Genomic DNA, 15,680 nt, shown 5'->3' with positions numbered 1-15,680 from the left:
CCATAATTTATGTTTTTTTAGTATTGTCGGCCAGCCGAAACCAAGCCTTTCTGATTAAATGCGGCACTAGTATATGCAAGGGCATTTTTAACCAATGCGAGCGAAGAAACAACAGCCAACGAGCAAAGCCGGTCAGGCTATCCGCGCAGCTACGATGGTGTGGCTTTAGGGCTTGCAAGAAAAGATAGTCCATAACTCGGTTTTTTCCGCGTCCCGCATAGATAGTAGAAGCCTCAATGGCACTATCAGGAATCGGGGTTCCCAATATTTTAGTGGCGTAGCGGAGGGCGTAAAACAAAGGCTTACCCAATCCCAACATTTCTGCTCGATTATGCAGGTTGTCCCAAAAACCTGGATCGTTGCCACTAAACTCGCGTAGAAGCAAATCTATATCGCTCAAATCGCGCAAACCATTTTCAAACTCTCCGCCCCAGAATAAATGGCTGGCGCTATGGAGAACCATATCTTCAGGAGCCAAAACCCAATAATCGGTATCGGTTATCTTTACAGCGGCTTTTAGCAACAACTCGGCATCGGGATATAAATTGCAGGTTTGCGGGAGTATGTTGTGATGAATATCCAGCGAAGTCCCACGCTTGATATGCCTAAGTGGCGGCAATTCATGCATCCACCGCTCGTAATAGCGCCGATCATAATTATCCATGGGCTCAGGAAGCCATCCATGCCATTTCAAGGCATCTTTAACCGTTTTCAGCTGATATTTAGGCACCAATATGTCGATGTCGCTGAATACGCGTCCCATACCAGCATTCAATTCCGATGCCGAATAAGCGGTGCCTTTCAACAAAATCAACCGAATATTCAAAAGCTTAAAGACCTGCGATAGATTATATAGCTCCCAATTGACGATGCGTTTTTGAGACAACCAATAAGTCTCAGCTGACTCGAGATGATAAGAAAAATGCTGTGGAGGGTTGAACAATCGAAATTTTTTCCAGAAGAATGCCAGTCTGGACAATACTCCGGCACTCCTCGCTTGCCTTAACAACAGCTCCCAATCGGAATTCGAATCAATACTATCCTTGGCCTTGATCATCAAGTATTCATTCAACAAATCAGGCATCTTGCGACTCTCTACCGTACATCATCCAATAATTGCACAAATAAATCAGATGCTTGGTTAAAATCGCCGTCGTAAATGAAATCATACGCCTGACAGCTGTTTACCAGACCCCCCATGGTTTCAAAACCCTGAGCACCTAGTACACTGTAATTGAATGAAAGGTCCGCCAGCCGCATGAACGCCTCGGCCTTTGGCACCGCGGATAAACTCAAGGATGATTCTGCCTGATATTTCGGAAATACAACCAAGCATGGCAGGGCGGTTTGGTCAGCTGCTGACACAGAGTCGGTGGGTGGCTTCATCAGGCAAACCGATCCTTTCAAAGTATCGTGAACAACAGGACTGAACTGGCAAAATGGAAAAGTATCCGCTACCAACGATATAGATTCGTTTTTCAAACTAACCGGACGCGGTACGGGAACAACATAACCGGTTGCGCGATCCACCAAAGTCAATTCATCAGATAATAGTCGCCAACCATTGTTGATTAATGCTGCGCACAATGTGCTCTTACCTGACCCCGGCGCACCAGGTAAAATTAATGCTTTACCGTTTCGTTCCACCACGGCGGCGTGAACGATTAGAAACCGGTGTGAGTAGCCGGATATACACCAGTTCAATCCCCATTCAAAAAATGGAAATGCCTGCGCATAAGGCAAAGGCTTGAAAGGAATAAATTGATCAAAGGCAAATAGCACCTGTTTGCGAAAGAAACGTCTTACGCCGGCTGGCTGAATTAAGCGAACATAAAAGTCGCAAAAAGTATCTGGGGGCAATATCGCATAGTCAGAGTAAAGCTCAAGGATACCTTGCTGAACTGACGATATAGCAGAATGAATTCTAATTGAAAAAGGACCAATCCTGACGACAAATTGCCCAGACGCTATCAAAGATGAAGTGGAATTAGGTCCGCTCAAAATATTTATATATTTTCAACAACATGAAGGCTCTGCAATACGCCTAACATTCCCGCTAAAGATTGCTGATCAACTCTCTGTAACCCTGCATCAATAGCCATACCTAGCAAGGCTGATTCACAAATCGGTGCTTGGGAATCCATAATCGTCAATAAAATTAAGCTTGCCTCCTCATCTAAACGATGAGTTTCTCCACTACCATGATGAAATACTATGGCCTGCTTATCAAGCAATACTATCTGAACAGGAAAACTTGAGGAAAGAGTCCAAGCCACAAATTAAAGAGGAACCAGACTTCTAAGTAACTCCTTAGCCGCTTCAGAATTAGAAACTAACAAACTCCCGTCATAAAAACTGTTTGCTGAATTAATTCCCAGAAGGTAAAGTTTTTTGATGTCTTCGGCGCTTACATCAGGTATTAAACCTAAGCTAGAGTTGAGATAATCAACACTAGCGGCTCCCCGGATGTCCACACTAGGACTATAAAACAATGTTTCAAAAAACGTGGTCGCAGCTGATGCCGAACCAAATACGGATGAAAAAGTAGTTGCACTATAAGTTTCAGTGGTCTTTCCTGAGCTATCTACATTGACGCCGGTCTTAGGAAAGTTATTGACTATCAGTTGACACATCTTGATTTGGGCGGGTGTTGAAGCGTTTACCCAACTATTAGATTTATAATACTTGTAAGTATAGTTAGTGGTATTTTTCGGCCACGATTTATTAACCAAAAAAGGATTGATCCTCGCGGCGATCCAGTCGTTGATATTTGGATGGGTGCCAGACTGAGTATTTACATCAATGGTATCGACATTACCCCTCCAGGCTAACGCTGTATGCCCGGCCCTACAAACCGACATGTCCTCGGAATGACTCGACACATTGCCTGATTGTACTCCTGAGATAGTACACTGATACACACTGCCTAAAGCTGTTTTACTTGTGAGCGTCATTAAAACTGGCGCGACCACCCCGGCTTTGGCGAAAGATCTTCTGGATTTATCAAGTGATCTACCAACGTTCTGGGATTCTTCTGCAGTACGTTTCTGTTCATCTATTCTGTTCATCTGGAACCCTCTTAAATTAAACTTTGAATTGGTTCGCACTCTAGCAAAATACCTTGTATCTGTCTATTGCACACAGGTACAGATCCAGAATTTGAAAGTCGATCATTTAACTATTTCGAAGAAACGCTTCAAACATCAGCAATGACCAAATCGACGCGCTGTAATCGCGCAGTCCGGACTGGTGCTGACTAACCAAATGATGCAAATAAGCTTCATCGAACCACCCAGTGCTTTTCAGAGTTTCCCCCAGTAAGGCCTGCTGAACACGCAGCTTTAACGGCCCTCTAAACCAACTACTCAATGGCACTGCAAACCCCATTTTGGGCCGGTAAAGAATATCACTGGGCAAATAAGGTTCCAACGCTTTCTTAAAAAGATATTTACCTTCTCGCCCATGTAGCTTTAAATCGGGCGGCAAGGTCGCCATCCATTCGACTAGTTTATGATCCAACAGAGGTACTCGCACTTCCAGGGCATGAGCCATACTTGCCCGATCAACTTTAGTCAGAATATCGCCAGCCAGATAAGTTTTTAAATCCAAATATTGCACCATTGACAATGGATGATCAGGGGCTTGCTGACTATACCGACGGAATACTTCAATAGCTTGATAACCCTGCAACTCGCTCTTTAGACTATCGCTAAATAATTGGCTGCGCATGCCGTTGGAGAGTACCGACACACTATGAAAATAACCCGCCATCGAGTCTCTACCGATAGACTCGAGCGTGGTCTTCGCCCTCAATACCTTTGGCGCCCAATCCAGCTTCGGATATACCTTGCCTAAGGTAGAGAACAAAGGCATCCGCAACGCATCAGGCAATAATGCCCTCATCCTCTCTTCATAGGTATGCCAGCGATAGCGTCTGTAACCGGCCAGATTTTCGTCGCCGCCATCGCCGGACAACACCACCGTCACCTGTTTCTTGGCCAATTCGCAAACCCGGTAAGTAGGTAACGCAGAACTGTCCGCATATGGCTCGTCATACAAACCGGACAATTGATCAATCAAACTAAAGTCTTCGGGATCGACTTGTTCAACTCGGTGTGCGGTGTGGTAACGGTCCGCAACCTGAGCAGCAAATTGCGCTTCGTTAAATTTAGGATCGCCAAAGGAAATCGAACAAGTATTGACCGGATCTTTGGATAGTCCCGCCATCAATGCCACGACACCACTGGAGTCAACGCCGCCCGACAGAAATGCCCCCAATGGCACATCAGCGACCATTCTAATTTTCACGGCTTCTCGCAAGCGCTCGATTAACTCTTCACCGGCTTCGGCTACGTTGCCCGCAGAAGCTGTCTGAAATTTAACGTCCCAATATTGATTAGGTCGAAAGCCATTCTGCCCTCGTTTAATCGTTAGACAATATCCGGGCTCAAGCTTATAAACACCTTTATATATGGTTTTTGGATCGGGAATATATCCAAAGCCGAAATAGTCTTCTACCGCAGTAGGGTCAACATTTTTAGGCAGTAAAGGGTGTTGTTTCAATGCTTTCAGTTCGGAACCGAAAATGAACTGACCGTTACTTAATTCGGCATAAAACAGTGGTTTTACACCGAGACGATCTCTGGCCAAAAATAAGGTCTGCCGTGGCCTATCCCAAATCCCAAATGCAAACATGCCGCGCAAGCGTTCCACGCAAGACTCACCCCAAGCTTGCCAAGCATAGAGAATGACTTCTGTATCACAATGTGTCCTGAAGCTAAAGCCCAATGCCTCCAATTCTTCTCGCAATTCCGGAAAATTATAGACCTCGCCGTTATAGGTCAGCACCACATTGCCATCCTGACTATGCATGGGTTGCTGACCGCTGGACAAGTCAATAATGGACAGTCTGCGATGCCCAAAACCCAAACCGGGCTCGGTATGCAAACCGCCTTCGTCTGGCCCCCGGTGAAACTGGGATTCGTTCATCCGCGACAACAAATTGCGGTCTATTTCACTAGCACCTGTAATATCGAAAATACCGACTATGCCGCACATATGAGTTCTCTCTGAATCATTTACTGCTTGTCATAAACTTGCCGATAGCGGTTCACCATGCTATCGATTGAAAATTCCGCCTGAATCCGCTCAAGCGAAGCTTCGCCGAATTGCCTCCGTTTGCCGTCACCCAGCACCAACTCGCGCATCGCGGATGACATGCCCTTTACATCCGCTTTTTCTACCAGACACCCGGTTTTTCCGTCCAGCACCAGCTCGGGGTTGCCGCCGACTCGAGTAGCGATAACCGGCAATCCACTTGCCATCGCTTCCAGTATAGTGTTGGAAATACCTTCTGCCTTTGACGGCAATACGAAAATATCCAGACTGCGCAGGATTTCCGGGATGTCGTTGCGCTCACCGGGTAACCAGACTTTATCGATCAGGCTGGCGGTATTTAACAATTCAATCGCTTCGGCTCGCAAAGGCCCGTCACCAACCAAAAACAAACGGGCAATTTGGGCAAATTCCGGAGAGTTTTCACAGGCATCGATAAATGCCCTAACCAGCGTCAATTGATCTTTCACGCCGTGCATACGTCCGACCGTGCCAATCACCAACTTTTCATCCAAATTCAGCGAGCAACCCTCCGGTATTTGTCTAACTCCGGCACGAGGATAAAATGTTTTGGTATCGACGCCGTTACAGATGCGCGTGACTTTAGCCGAAGGAATGCCCACTCGATTCAGCAAATAGTCCTGCAAATGCTGTGACAAAGGAATGAAGCGATGGATGATTGAACCTAAACCCCGCCTTAGCCATTGATATTTGACGTTACTACCGTCGGGATCGAAGACATCCCAGCCATGCTCGCCATGCACCCGATAAGGCACGCCGGCTAACAACGCGCAAGCCTGATATTCGATTGCCGCTAAATTACGGGTATGCACGATAGCGGGTTGCCATTGTTTCAACAAGCGATAGACTGTATAAAACGATGCCCAATCCTGTCCTGGGCGCTTATGCAACTGATGAACGATCACATCTTGCCGCTTGATACGTTGGCTGAATTCGGTGCTATCCGCCAAACAGATAATGGCATGCCGGTAATTGTTTTCCGGCAAATTGTTAATGATATTGACCAGACCGTTCTCCAGCCCGCCAATGCCTAGCCGATAAATGATGTGCACGATTAAGGGCGGCAACGGTCTGGACATTTATGCAGTCTCACGCGCTAACAATCGGCACAAGCGTTGGCCGTTCTGCTCCCAACTGAAATCGCTTTCTACATAGTGGCGATTGACGTTAGCGGATTCGACCGGCTGCTCCAAAAACCGTAAAACTTGGCTGGCAAAGTCTTCCGGAGCGTCGGCTATCGCCACATGCAAATCTGCCCCACCCGGAATGCCTTCCATAGCTGCCGAGGTAGCCACTATCGGCTTGGCCATCGCCATGGCTTCCAGGACTTTGTTTTGAATGCCTCTGGCAATGCGTAAGGGCGCAACGACAACATCCGCGTGAGCAACATAGGGCCTGACATCGTCAACCCGACCGGTCACAATTACGGCAGGCTCGTTTTCCGCCAGCTGCAACACTTCTTTGGCGGGTTTGGAACCCACTATATAAAAACGAACTTCCGGCAATTGGTTTTTAATAACAGGAAATACCTGCTCGGCAAACCATTTGACTGCATCAACATTAGCCCAATAATCCATGGCGCCAGTGAATACAATAGCCTGCTGATCGGCCAGGAACGGCGTTTGCCATGACAAACCCGGATCGAACCTATCCGTATCCACTCCGTTGTTTACAAAACCAATTTTGCTTGCCGATTCAGGCGCCAACGTTTTGAACAAACCTGCTTCTTGTTCGGATACGAATATTGTTGCATCGGCCCTACTGGCGATACGGCGCTCATAAGTCAACAATTTCTCGGCTTCTCGCCGATAGATCCAATTTGCTGGCCAATGCTTGCTAAGCGCGTATTGCCGCCATTTATCGGAATCAACATCGACAAAATCCGCCACCCAATGCAAGTTGGTATATTTCTCAACATATTGCGCCATTGGCGACGAAAAGATCATTACCCGCTCGATACCCTGTTCGTGGATAGTCTTATCTACCCATTCCTGCAATTCGCAGTTACGGTAATACGGCAAACTCAAGGCTTCTCCATTCAGCAAGCCTATCAAACTTTTAATTTTACCGCTCTGGGGATTTAATTCGATACAGCGGGTATCTGCACTGAAAGACTTTAAGGCGTCGATATGTTGCTTATCATCAGGGTCATCGATAAAGGTACCGAGGAATATCCGGTATTCGACCGCCAAAGCGAGCAAAAAATGAAAAGAACGAATTTTATCGCCCTTATTAGGTGGATAAGGAATACGATGGACTAAGTAAAGTAATTTAGGCTTTTCCATTAGCCTAAGTCCTTGGCAAGCCAAGGGCCAACTAGCTGACTAACCGGCAAAGGCAAGCGCTTCCAAGCCGCAATAAACAAGCGGTATTTAGGATTGAGCGGATTGATTTCGGGTATTTGTTTCGCTTTAACCAAATCAACCTCGTAATAGAGAGGTTCCGGTTCGAAACCCCAGTGCTTTTTAAAGCGATAAGAGCCTGTGCCAACTTTACTGCGACCGTAATCGAAAACTCGGCATCCCTTTTCCACCGCACGCCGCATCACTTCCCAATACATGAAATCGTTGCCTTTCAAATCACGGGCCGCGTCGGTGCCGCCGCCATAATAAGGCAAAACCTCGTCCTTAAAATAAAAACTCATCACACTGGCGACCAGCTGACCTTCGTGCTCTATCGTTAACACCTCGCAACTCTCGCCGAATACATCCTGCAAAATTTGAAAATATTTTTTCGGAAATACCGGGGTGCCAAGGTTCCTGACACTTTCAGAATAGGCGCGATATAAACGTTCGACATTGTCGTCTATGACACTTGTAAGACCGGCTTTGATGCCCGCCCGCACCATCGCCCGCTGCTTACGTGGGATCGCATTTAGATTTTTTTCGACATCTGGATCGAGTTCTTTTCTAAACGTGACGTAGAGTTCCTTGTGCGGCCAATCAGGATGCTTCTGTTGTCGATTTCTCATTTCCAGACTATCCACGCCCAATTCTCTGGCCAGTTCTTGGGCTTTGGTTTGCAAGGCTGCAAAAGCCTCATCGTTACTGGCAACAATTCCGCCGTATACACAAAACGCGTTTGAAACCAGAGAATTGCCGAATAACAAGCTATTGACATGGGTCAAGGGTAAAATACCGGTGATTTCACCATCTTGTTCTGCGTAGAAATAGTAAGTATCGTGGCCGAAGGCTTGTTTAATTACCTGCTGCCATGCTGATAAATGAAAAAAGCTGCCATCGACCGCAGCCATGACATAGTGATCCCAACGCTCTCTTTGGGCTGGCTCAAGTAATTTGATCATGACTGACTATGATGATTTGTCTGTTTGTTTGCTTAGAAACACGCTCTGCATGGTATCCCAAGCAAAATCGGTCAGTAAGCTGTTAAGGCGATTTTGCATTCTATCGAGATTCAAATAATGTCTGAAACGGGTCTTGAACGACAAATCATGCTGCCGCGGCTGTTCGGGATCTATTTCCCAAGGGTGAAAATAAAAAATTCCAGACTGGTTTTCGTGATTGTTGAGGTGACGGTAAGCCCATTTTGAAAACTGATACGGATATAATCTAAAAAACCCGCCGCCGCCGCAGGGGATATTGCGATCCAGTATTTTCAACGTAGTAATTGGTATTTCCAGCAGTTTGGGCGCGTTATCCGGCCTGTAAGCGAATCGAGGAGCTCCTGGCATGCCGTATAAGTCATGCTTTACCGGGTAAATGCTGGAACTGTATTGAAAGCCTTCGTCTTCCAGCACTTCCAACGCCCAGAGATTTTTGGCACCTATCGAATAACTTGCCGCCCGATAACCCACAACGGACTGGCCGCCAATATCTTCCAGAATCTGCCGGCTAATTCTAAGGTCTTGCCTGAACTGCTCCGGTGTTTGTTCGGTTACCCGAGTGTGCTGATAACCGTGGGAAGCAAGTTCGTGCCCTTCATCGACAATCCGGCGCACCAATTGCGGATAACGCTCAGCCACCCAGCCCAAGGTAAAAAAAGTGGCTTTTACCTGATGTTGCGCAAACAAATCCAAAATCCTCTGGGTATTCTGTTCTACCCGGTGCGGCAGAGCATCCCACTGACTACGCTGAATATTCGCCTCAAAAGCCGAGACCTGAAAATAATCCTCGACATCGACCGTCATGGCATTAACCCGTACAGGCAAATTCATATAGCCTTACCCTGCCAACTCATAACGACGCACAATTTCATCGACGATGCGACCAGCGGCTTTACCATCCCAATATTCCGGGACTCGGCCACTTTTACCACCCGTGAGCAAAATATCATCAACGCATTGCATGATTTTAGCCCGATCAGTTCCCACAATAGTATTAGTACCCTCGGTGATCGTGATCGGCCTTTCGGTATTTTCCCGCAAAGTCACACAAGGTACACCCAATGCGGTGGTTTCTTCCTGTAAACCACCGGAGTCAGTCAAAACCAATTGGGCGGATTGCATCAAACCGAGCATTTCCAAATATGCCACCGGAGGCAACATAATCACCCTCTGTTGCGGCAATATTTGCAGCAAACCCGCTTCCACAATTTTTTGCTGTGTACGTGGGTGGACCGGAAATATCACCGGGAGTTTTTCACTGATATCCCCTACCACCCGAACCAAGCGCGCCAGTGTTTCGGGGTCGTCAACGTTGGATGGTCTGTGCAGTGTTAACAAGGCATAGGCTTTTTCCGAAACAATCTGCCTAGAACCGTATCGCTGCAATGTTTCCGCCAAAGAGGAGGCTTGTTGGCAGTTAGCCAGAAGCGTGTCGATCATCACATTCCCGGTAAAGCATATCCGCTGTTCGGCAATACCTTCTTTAATCAAATTGTCCGCCGCCGCGCGCTCCGTGGTGAATAGCAGGTCAGAAAGTTGATCAGTCAAAATCCGGTTAATCTCTTCAGGCATTTGCCGATCATAACTTCTCAAACCGGCTTCAACATGAATCAATGGAATGTTTTTTTTCACTGCGACCAAACCGCAGGCGATTGTCGAATTGACATCACCCACTACCAACACGGCAAAAGGTTTAACCTCATCCAAAACCGGCTCAAAGCGCAACATGACATTTGCAGTCTGCACTGCATGACTGCCGGATCCAACACCCAAATCTTTGTCCGGCTCCGGAATACCGAGCTGTTGGAAAAAAGTATCTTTCATGGCTTGGTCGTAATGCTGACCGGTATGCACCAGATAAGGAGTGATCAAATGCCGAACAGATTGCAACTGCCTAATAATTGGCGCCATTTTCATGAAATTAGGTCGCGCGCCAACCACGCAAACCAAGACTTTAGGGAACATTTTTGTTAATCCAGGGAGGTTGTTGTATCGCTGTAAACTGCATCCATATCCAATTGCAGCAGAATAGCTTTTCTAAGCAGCGCTTTTTCTTTATTCAGACTGTTTCGAAGATTGGTGACAACATCTTCGAGTCTGGCAATCCGATGCTCGAGAGATTCTGAATCAGCACCACTGAAACGATGTAACGGCGACATGGAACTCTCATACTCCTCGTCAGCAACCTCGAGCAACATTTCTTCCTTAACCTCGACGATAACTTTAGTCACTGCCTGCTCATCCAGCAGCTTCAACTCTTCCAAATAACCGAACAACAGCAGACGGTCACACAAGGAATTAATGCGTCTAGGAATACCTCCACTAAACTCGTGAATAGCCTCAAAAACACTTGGCGTAAACTCAGGAGTCCCAGACCAACCGGCGGTTTGCAACCTAAAAAGTATATATTCTTTGGTCTCTTCCAAATCCAACGGATCAAGCTGAAATGTAGAGACAATGCGCTGCTTTAGCTGCTCCATATCCGCAGAGTAAATGGTGCGTTTCAATTCGGGTTGCCCAATCAAAAACACCTGAAAAACAGGATTGCCATTAACATCCAAATTGGTAAGCATACGCAATTCTTCCAAGGATTGTTTTGGCAAATTCTGAGCTTCATCGACGATTAAAAGCAATCGCCTTCCTTCTCTGGCTTTTTCAGCGATAAACTTTTCAAACCCAGATAATAAACTGGCCTTATCCGTCAGAGAAAATGAAAAACCAAATGTCGATGCCGCCATCCTCAAGGTGTCTTCGGGACCCACTTGAGAAGTCATCATCACCCCAATTAACAACTTCTCTTTGTTCAAATTTTTTATCAAACTCTTTACCAGCATAGTTTTACCCGTGCCAGGCGAGCCTATAACGAGAACAAAGCCCTCACCCTGCGTCAAGCCGTAATGCATATAAGCTAAAGCACGTTTATGTACAGAGCTTTGGAAAAAAAAATCTGGATCAGCGCTAAGCTGAAAAGGCTTTTGGGTGAGATTATAAAATCCGTCGTACATGTATTTTCTGTTTAGAATCGTACGTTAAAATTAGCTGTCGCCCGGTTCTCAACATAACCATCAAATTGAGAGGAATCAGATATTTGATTGATATGCCGAAACTCGAGCCTGGTATCCATTAATAAGGGTCGTCCCAGATTAATCGGAACTCCCCGGCTTACTCCCAAAGCAACATCATATCGAGAATTACTGGACAATTCGCCATCCGTATGTTGCCAAGAAGGACGTAGATAAAGGTCCATTCTCGGAGTAAACTGCCATTGCCAACTGCCCGTAACGCCGTATGACATATCCTCTCCTGAACGAGCTTCGTATGTTCTACGTTCATTAAATACCGAAGCGGTATAACTGCTCTTACCGGTTTGGTAGGAAAAAGAAAGGTTTCCACGCTTTCTAATAATCACGTCATTTACCAAATCAAACGGATTCAAAACTAGCTGGGTATTGTTAAAATTGGGGCCTGGAATCAACGATGATCGTCCGGTAACAGGATCAGTCGGACCAGGGGTTAGAATTCCCCGTGAAACTAAATCTTGAGTATTTACCACCTGAGTTAAACTGCCCGAAGCATCCCGAAGGAAAAAACCCTGCTCGGCGAACAATTGTTGCAGCGTCGTTGTCTCTTGGGAATAATTAAATCCAATAGTCAGCTGCTTAGCTCGATAGTTAAAATTTGCATCCCAAGAATCGCCAGTGTTTAACCCAACATCTTTATTACGATACGTAATGGTCGAACTAAGATTTTCCGATGGATTAAATTGCAACGTAGCATGCTTGTTATTACCGATACCAACCTCAAGTGAGTACCACTTGCTTGGCGTCCATTGCCCGCCAACCGTATAAAAAAAACCGTTACTTATGCTGTTCGTCGAGGTTTGAAAATCGTTATTTTCAAACCCTGCCTGTCCAAAAAGGTTGAATTTATTATTGATATAATATCGGGCATTACCTTGGTATTGTTCAAATCGAACATCTTGTCCGGCAGCCCTACTTTGCTCTTGGGACGAATAGTTCAATCCCCAGTTAACTCTATTAAAGTAACTGCCGCTGGACAATCTAGCCTGTCGAGTAAAGGTGCCAGAATCAGATATAGGAGTCGACAACCGCTGCTGCGTCTCTGATGACCCATTTAAATCCCCGAATGATGAATTACTATAACCAACTTTAGCTAAACCCGTTGCAAACCGACCAAATCTAGGAGTCCAGTACGGCGAAATGCTAAAAGTCTTAATTTCAGTTCGCCCGCCACTTCCAGAAATATTATCAGTGGTAACAAAAGAATTACTAATATTTTGCTGGCTTATTGAACTTGCAGTTTCCAAAAATAGAGTGTTACGAACGGCTTGATACAAAGAATTCATATTAAGCTGATGATTTATATCTATAGCATCTCTACCACCCGCATTATAGAGACCTTGCATACGATAATTTAAATTGAAATTACTCCAAGGAGAATCCCCATACAACGAAACTCCAGGACTAATCTCAGTTACAAAGCCACTTTTTTTGTTATTTTCAGAAAGCGTCAAATTATCAGAAAATATTTCACTCGCCGATAAACTTGGACTAAATCTCCAATCAAGCGCCTTTGCAGCGCTAGAATGTAAAACCATGCCTACACTTAAACCAGAAAGCAAGGTGGCTAGAGATAAACCGGAAAGACGATTACCGTCACAGATGCCCATATTTCCCATAGCTATAATTGTGGCCGTATATATCTATCTCTTTTCTTGTTTTGTTCAGAAGGGTCATAACAACATCGCAATTACTAAGCTTCGCAACCGACTCATTAACCACGCTCTGAGGGGTTACTTCCGCCGCGATCACCAGCACTACTTGACCCACAAGTTCCGCAAGTATCTGGGCCTGAGTAGCAACTAACAACGGAGGCGAATCAAAAATCACAATTCGGTCTTTGTATCGCCGACTCACTTCTTCCGCAAACAAATACATCCGTTGACTTGACAACAACTCTGTCGAGTATTTATGTCTTTTACCCGCCGTAATTAAACTAAGATTTGGAAGATCTGTTTTTAGTAAGATATCCGAAAAAGTGACCTTATCATCTTCTAGATACTCTATTAAGCCGCGAGGGCTATTAACCCCCAATTGTTTTGATATACTTGGCTTTTCTACATCCGCATCTATAAGCAAAACTTTTTTATCTCTTTCGTTAGCGATGCTCAAAGCCAAGTTAATTGAAACGAATGTTTTACCTTCCCCAGGCAAACTGCTGCAAATAAGAATTAAATTAGAACGATTAATACCATTATTTTCCGCGCCCTGTATATTGTTTACCAAAGGTCTCTTAATAACCCTAAACTCTTCAGCTAGCTGAGACTTTGCATTATTATTATCTATAAAACCATTTTCAGCCAAACCAACCCAATCAACAACAACTTGTTGCTCGGGCGAAAATGCGCGGGAAGATTCTCGCAACCCAACCGATTCTAAATTGCTTTCGCTGACACCCCTATCAGGTTTACTTGTGATAGCCGACTCTTGACTATTATTTTCCACAACTAATCCTTGGCTCCCTGCCTTTTTCAGCGCATTCTCTATAATGCTCATATATTTACCTGTTTAATACCACTTTACTTTAGTATCTCAAATATCATGATACCGATATAGCCACTTAGCAGTATTACAAAAGTCGAAATAAGTAACCAGTCAATATTATTGGTCTGACTTATGCCCTGTGAAGTAAGAGACACACTACCTAAGGATGGTAGCCCGGTCACAACCCTTACTTGTCTCGTTGACATGAACACTGGTCGTATAAAATAAACCAAAAACGCGACACCGAATCCTAAAATCACCCCAACCAAAAGTGCGAAAGAGTAAAATAATTTTCTATTAGGGGAACTAGGTTTGTTGGGCTTACTAGGGGGGTCAGCAATTTTGAATTTCAAACGAGATGTCTGGTCGTCAACGCGTTCGGTAATGTGAGCCTGTTCACGCCGATCCAATAACTCAGCGTACTTGCCACTTATCGTTTCATAGTCCCGGTTAAGATTTTTCATTTCCGTTTCTATGGTCAATCTTTCATTCAAGCCTTCTTCAAGTTTTGCTATCCTGTTTCGAATTGATTCAACTAAAGTTTGACTAGAAGCAACTTCAGCCTGAGCATTGTCAAAACCCATTTTTAACGCCTGAACATAGGGATTCGCCATTTTCTGTGCACCAATACTTTCGGAAAGACCTTCCTGTATATCTCCGCTTGCTTGTGTCTGACTCGTCTTAGTTTGATTCTCTTGAGTTTTCAGCGTCTCAATCAACTTATCAATTTCAACTATTTCTGGATGGCGTTCGGTATATTTCAGCAACAATTCAGTGCGCTTATCTTTCAGAGATTCTATCCTTGCATTATCTGCGGATACTTCCTGAGTGGATGTCGGTAGACCCCAGTCTTCTTCAGACTCTTGGATTTCAGCAACCTGCTCCGCTAATACATTTCGTCGAGAAATAGCTTGATCTAGAGCCGTGTTGGCATCTAGATACTGTTCCTTCATTTTCTGCAAACTCTGAAATTGATCAGAGCCGTTGAGTAAATCTATGTTTGCGCGCTTGAATTCTTCTTTTGCTTTTTCAGCATCTTGCAGCCTAATCTCGTATTCTCGTATCTGCTGTTCGATGAAACGCTGCGCATCACTCGCGTCGGCCAATGCCTTCCCCTCAGTTTGTTCTGAAAATACAGTAAGAACAGCCTGAACCACACTCTTCGCAACCTCAGGATCTTGGGAAGTATAAGCAATATCAAATATATCTCCTCTGCCTCCTGCAATTGTTATGTCTTTCTTGAGATTCTCGATCAATTCGGTAGCAGATCCTGAGCTATCCTGCGATCTACTTAGCTGGGATAGCGAAATAATTTTTTCCAGATTGGGTCTCGTAAACATTAGCTGCTGAATTATTCTGATCAGCGCAGATATATCAGGCTCTACAACCATGCCTCTCATGAGAGGTCTAATCACTGTAGCTGAATCAATATGAACTTTAGCTTTAGATTCAAATTTATCGGGCATCATAAAAATGTACGCCCAAGCAGCTGAACAGACAACCAAAGCGAAAACGATGGCAAGGCGCTTGTACTTTAAAGTACCTTTCAAATAAAAATAAACTTCGGAAAGATCTTGCTGCATATTAACTAGCCGTTTTTTTCAATCTAAAATTAATGGGGATACTACCTACAGAAA

14 protein-coding genes are annotated in these 15,680 nt (G+C 45.0%); all 14 read right to left on the bottom strand.

The genetic code is table 11. The features are described 5' to 3' along the window. Nucleotides 1-7: 7 nt before the first annotated feature. Nucleotides 8-1,084 carry a nucleotidyltransferase domain-containing protein gene (locus G006_RS0120245; RefSeq protein ID WP_020485047.1) on the bottom strand — a complete coding sequence of 359 codons (1,077 nt, stop codon included), beginning with the start codon at nucleotides 1,082-1,084 and terminating at the stop codon, nucleotides 8-10. Between the two features lie 11 nt (nucleotides 1,085-1,095). Beyond that, nucleotides 1,096-2,001: an HprK-related kinase A gene (locus G006_RS26045; RefSeq protein ID WP_160167687.1), complete on the bottom strand. Its 906-nt coding sequence runs from the start codon at nucleotides 1,999-2,001 to the stop codon at nucleotides 1,096-1,098. A gap of 5 nt (nucleotides 2,002-2,006) precedes the next feature. Then, nucleotides 2,007-2,234 carry a hypothetical protein gene (locus tag G006_RS28480; RefSeq protein ID WP_152428987.1) on the bottom strand — a complete coding sequence of 76 codons (228 nt, stop codon included), beginning with the start codon at nucleotides 2,232-2,234 and terminating at the stop codon, nucleotides 2,007-2,009. 45 nt (nucleotides 2,235-2,279) lie between these two features. Beyond that, the gene (locus tag G006_RS0120235) at nucleotides 2,280-3,068 is read right to left on the bottom strand and encodes a hypothetical protein (RefSeq protein ID WP_152428986.1); all 789 of its coding nucleotides are present in this window, start codon (nucleotides 3,066-3,068) and stop codon (nucleotides 2,280-2,282) included. A gap of 106 nt (nucleotides 3,069-3,174) precedes the next feature. Continuing rightward, the gene (locus G006_RS0120230) at nucleotides 3,175-5,058 is read right to left on the bottom strand and encodes an XrtA/PEP-CTERM system amidotransferase (protein WP_020485044.1); all 1,884 of its coding nucleotides are present in this window, start codon (nucleotides 5,056-5,058) and stop codon (nucleotides 3,175-3,177) included. Nucleotides 5,059-5,078: 20 nt separating this feature from the next. Continuing rightward, the gene (locus G006_RS0120225) at nucleotides 5,079-6,215 is read right to left on the bottom strand and encodes a TIGR03088 family PEP-CTERM/XrtA system glycosyltransferase (protein WP_020485043.1); all 1,137 of its coding nucleotides are present in this window, start codon (nucleotides 6,213-6,215) and stop codon (nucleotides 5,079-5,081) included. Then, nucleotides 6,216-7,421 carry a TIGR03087 family PEP-CTERM/XrtA system glycosyltransferase gene (locus G006_RS0120220; RefSeq protein ID WP_020485042.1) on the bottom strand — a complete coding sequence of 402 codons (1,206 nt, stop codon included), beginning with the start codon at nucleotides 7,419-7,421 and terminating at the stop codon, nucleotides 6,216-6,218. Beyond that, nucleotides 7,421-8,440 carry a FemAB family XrtA/PEP-CTERM system-associated protein gene (locus G006_RS0120215; RefSeq protein ID WP_020485041.1) on the bottom strand — a complete coding sequence of 340 codons (1,020 nt, stop codon included), beginning with the start codon at nucleotides 8,438-8,440 and terminating at the stop codon, nucleotides 7,421-7,423. Before G006_RS0120215 ends, G006_RS0120220 begins: the two co-directional genes overlap by 1 nt. Before the next feature lie 6 nt (nucleotides 8,441-8,446). Next, nucleotides 8,447-9,310, bottom strand: coding sequence for an XrtA system polysaccharide deacetylase (locus G006_RS0120210; protein WP_020485040.1), 864 nt, complete (start codon nucleotides 9,308-9,310; stop codon nucleotides 8,447-8,449). A 6-nt stretch (nucleotides 9,311-9,316) separates the two neighbouring features. Further along, complete coding sequence (gene wecB, locus G006_RS0120205) at nucleotides 9,317-10,444, bottom strand: non-hydrolyzing UDP-N-acetylglucosamine 2-epimerase (RefSeq protein ID WP_020485039.1); 1,128 nt, start codon at nucleotides 10,442-10,444, stop codon at nucleotides 9,317-9,319. A 5-nt stretch (nucleotides 10,445-10,449) separates the two neighbouring features. Beyond that, nucleotides 10,450-11,484, bottom strand: coding sequence for an XrtA/PEP-CTERM system-associated ATPase (locus G006_RS0120200; RefSeq protein ID WP_020485038.1), 1,035 nt, complete (start codon nucleotides 11,482-11,484; stop codon nucleotides 10,450-10,452). An 11-nt stretch (nucleotides 11,485-11,495) separates the two neighbouring features. Further along, the gene (locus G006_RS0120195) at nucleotides 11,496-13,178 is read right to left on the bottom strand and encodes a TIGR03016 family PEP-CTERM system-associated outer membrane protein (RefSeq protein ID WP_235048891.1); all 1,683 of its coding nucleotides are present in this window, start codon (nucleotides 13,176-13,178) and stop codon (nucleotides 11,496-11,498) included. After that, entirely contained in the window at nucleotides 13,156-14,055 is a 900-nt protein-coding gene (locus G006_RS0120190; RefSeq protein ID WP_020485036.1) for an XrtA-associated tyrosine autokinase, read from the bottom strand. Before G006_RS0120190 ends, G006_RS0120195 begins: the two co-directional genes overlap by 23 nt. Nucleotides 14,056-14,078: 23 nt before the next feature. Then, nucleotides 14,079-15,626: an XrtA system polysaccharide chain length determinant gene (locus tag G006_RS0120185; RefSeq protein WP_020485035.1), complete on the bottom strand. Its 1,548-nt coding sequence runs from the start codon at nucleotides 15,624-15,626 to the stop codon at nucleotides 14,079-14,081. Nucleotides 15,627-15,680: the final 54 nt, after the last annotated feature.

The sequence above is a fragment of the Methylomonas sp. MK1 genome (assembly GCF_000365425.1).
Lineage (GTDB): Bacteria > Pseudomonadota > Gammaproteobacteria > Methylococcales > Methylomonadaceae > Methylomonas.
This window is presented reverse-complemented; position numbering and strand designations above follow the sequence as displayed.

Excerpts from the sequence above, each read along its gene's own strand:
- G006_RS0120235 (WP_152428986.1), bottom strand. The coding sequence starts at position 3,068 with ATGAACAGAATAGATGAACAGAAACGTACTGCAGAAGAATCCCAGAAC.
- G006_RS0120230 (WP_020485044.1), bottom strand. The coding sequence starts at position 5,058 with ATGTGCGGCATAGTCGGTATTTTCGATATTACAGGTGCTAGTGAAATA.
- G006_RS0120215 (WP_020485041.1), bottom strand. The coding sequence starts at position 8,440 with ATGATCAAATTACTTGAGCCAGCCCAAAGAGAGCGTTGGGATCACTAT.
- G006_RS0120195 (WP_235048891.1), bottom strand. The coding sequence starts at position 13,178 with ATGGGAAATATGGGCATCTGTGACGGTAATCGTCTTTCCGGTTTATCT.
- G006_RS0120245 (WP_020485047.1), bottom strand. The coding sequence starts at position 1,084 with ATGCCTGATTTGTTGAATGAATACTTGATGATCAAGGCCAAGGATAGT.
- G006_RS0120220 (WP_020485042.1), bottom strand. The coding sequence starts at position 7,421 with ATGGAAAAGCCTAAATTACTTTACTTAGTCCATCGTATTCCTTATCCA.
- G006_RS0120225 (WP_020485043.1), bottom strand. The coding sequence starts at position 6,215 with ATGTCCAGACCGTTGCCGCCCTTAATCGTGCACATCATTTATCGGCTA.
- G006_RS0120200 (WP_020485038.1), bottom strand. The coding sequence starts at position 11,484 with ATGTACGACGGATTTTATAATCTCACCCAAAAGCCTTTTCAGCTTAGC.
- G006_RS0120210 (WP_020485040.1), bottom strand. The coding sequence starts at position 9,310 with ATGAATTTGCCTGTACGGGTTAATGCCATGACGGTCGATGTCGAGGAT.
- wecB (WP_020485039.1), bottom strand. The coding sequence starts at position 10,444 with ATGTTCCCTAAAGTCTTGGTTTGCGTGGTTGGCGCGCGACCTAATTTC.
- G006_RS0120185 (WP_020485035.1), bottom strand. The coding sequence starts at position 15,626 with ATGCAGCAAGATCTTTCCGAAGTTTATTTTTATTTGAAAGGTACTTTA.
- G006_RS0120190 (WP_020485036.1), bottom strand. The coding sequence starts at position 14,055 with ATGAGCATTATAGAGAATGCGCTGAAAAAGGCAGGGAGCCAAGGATTA.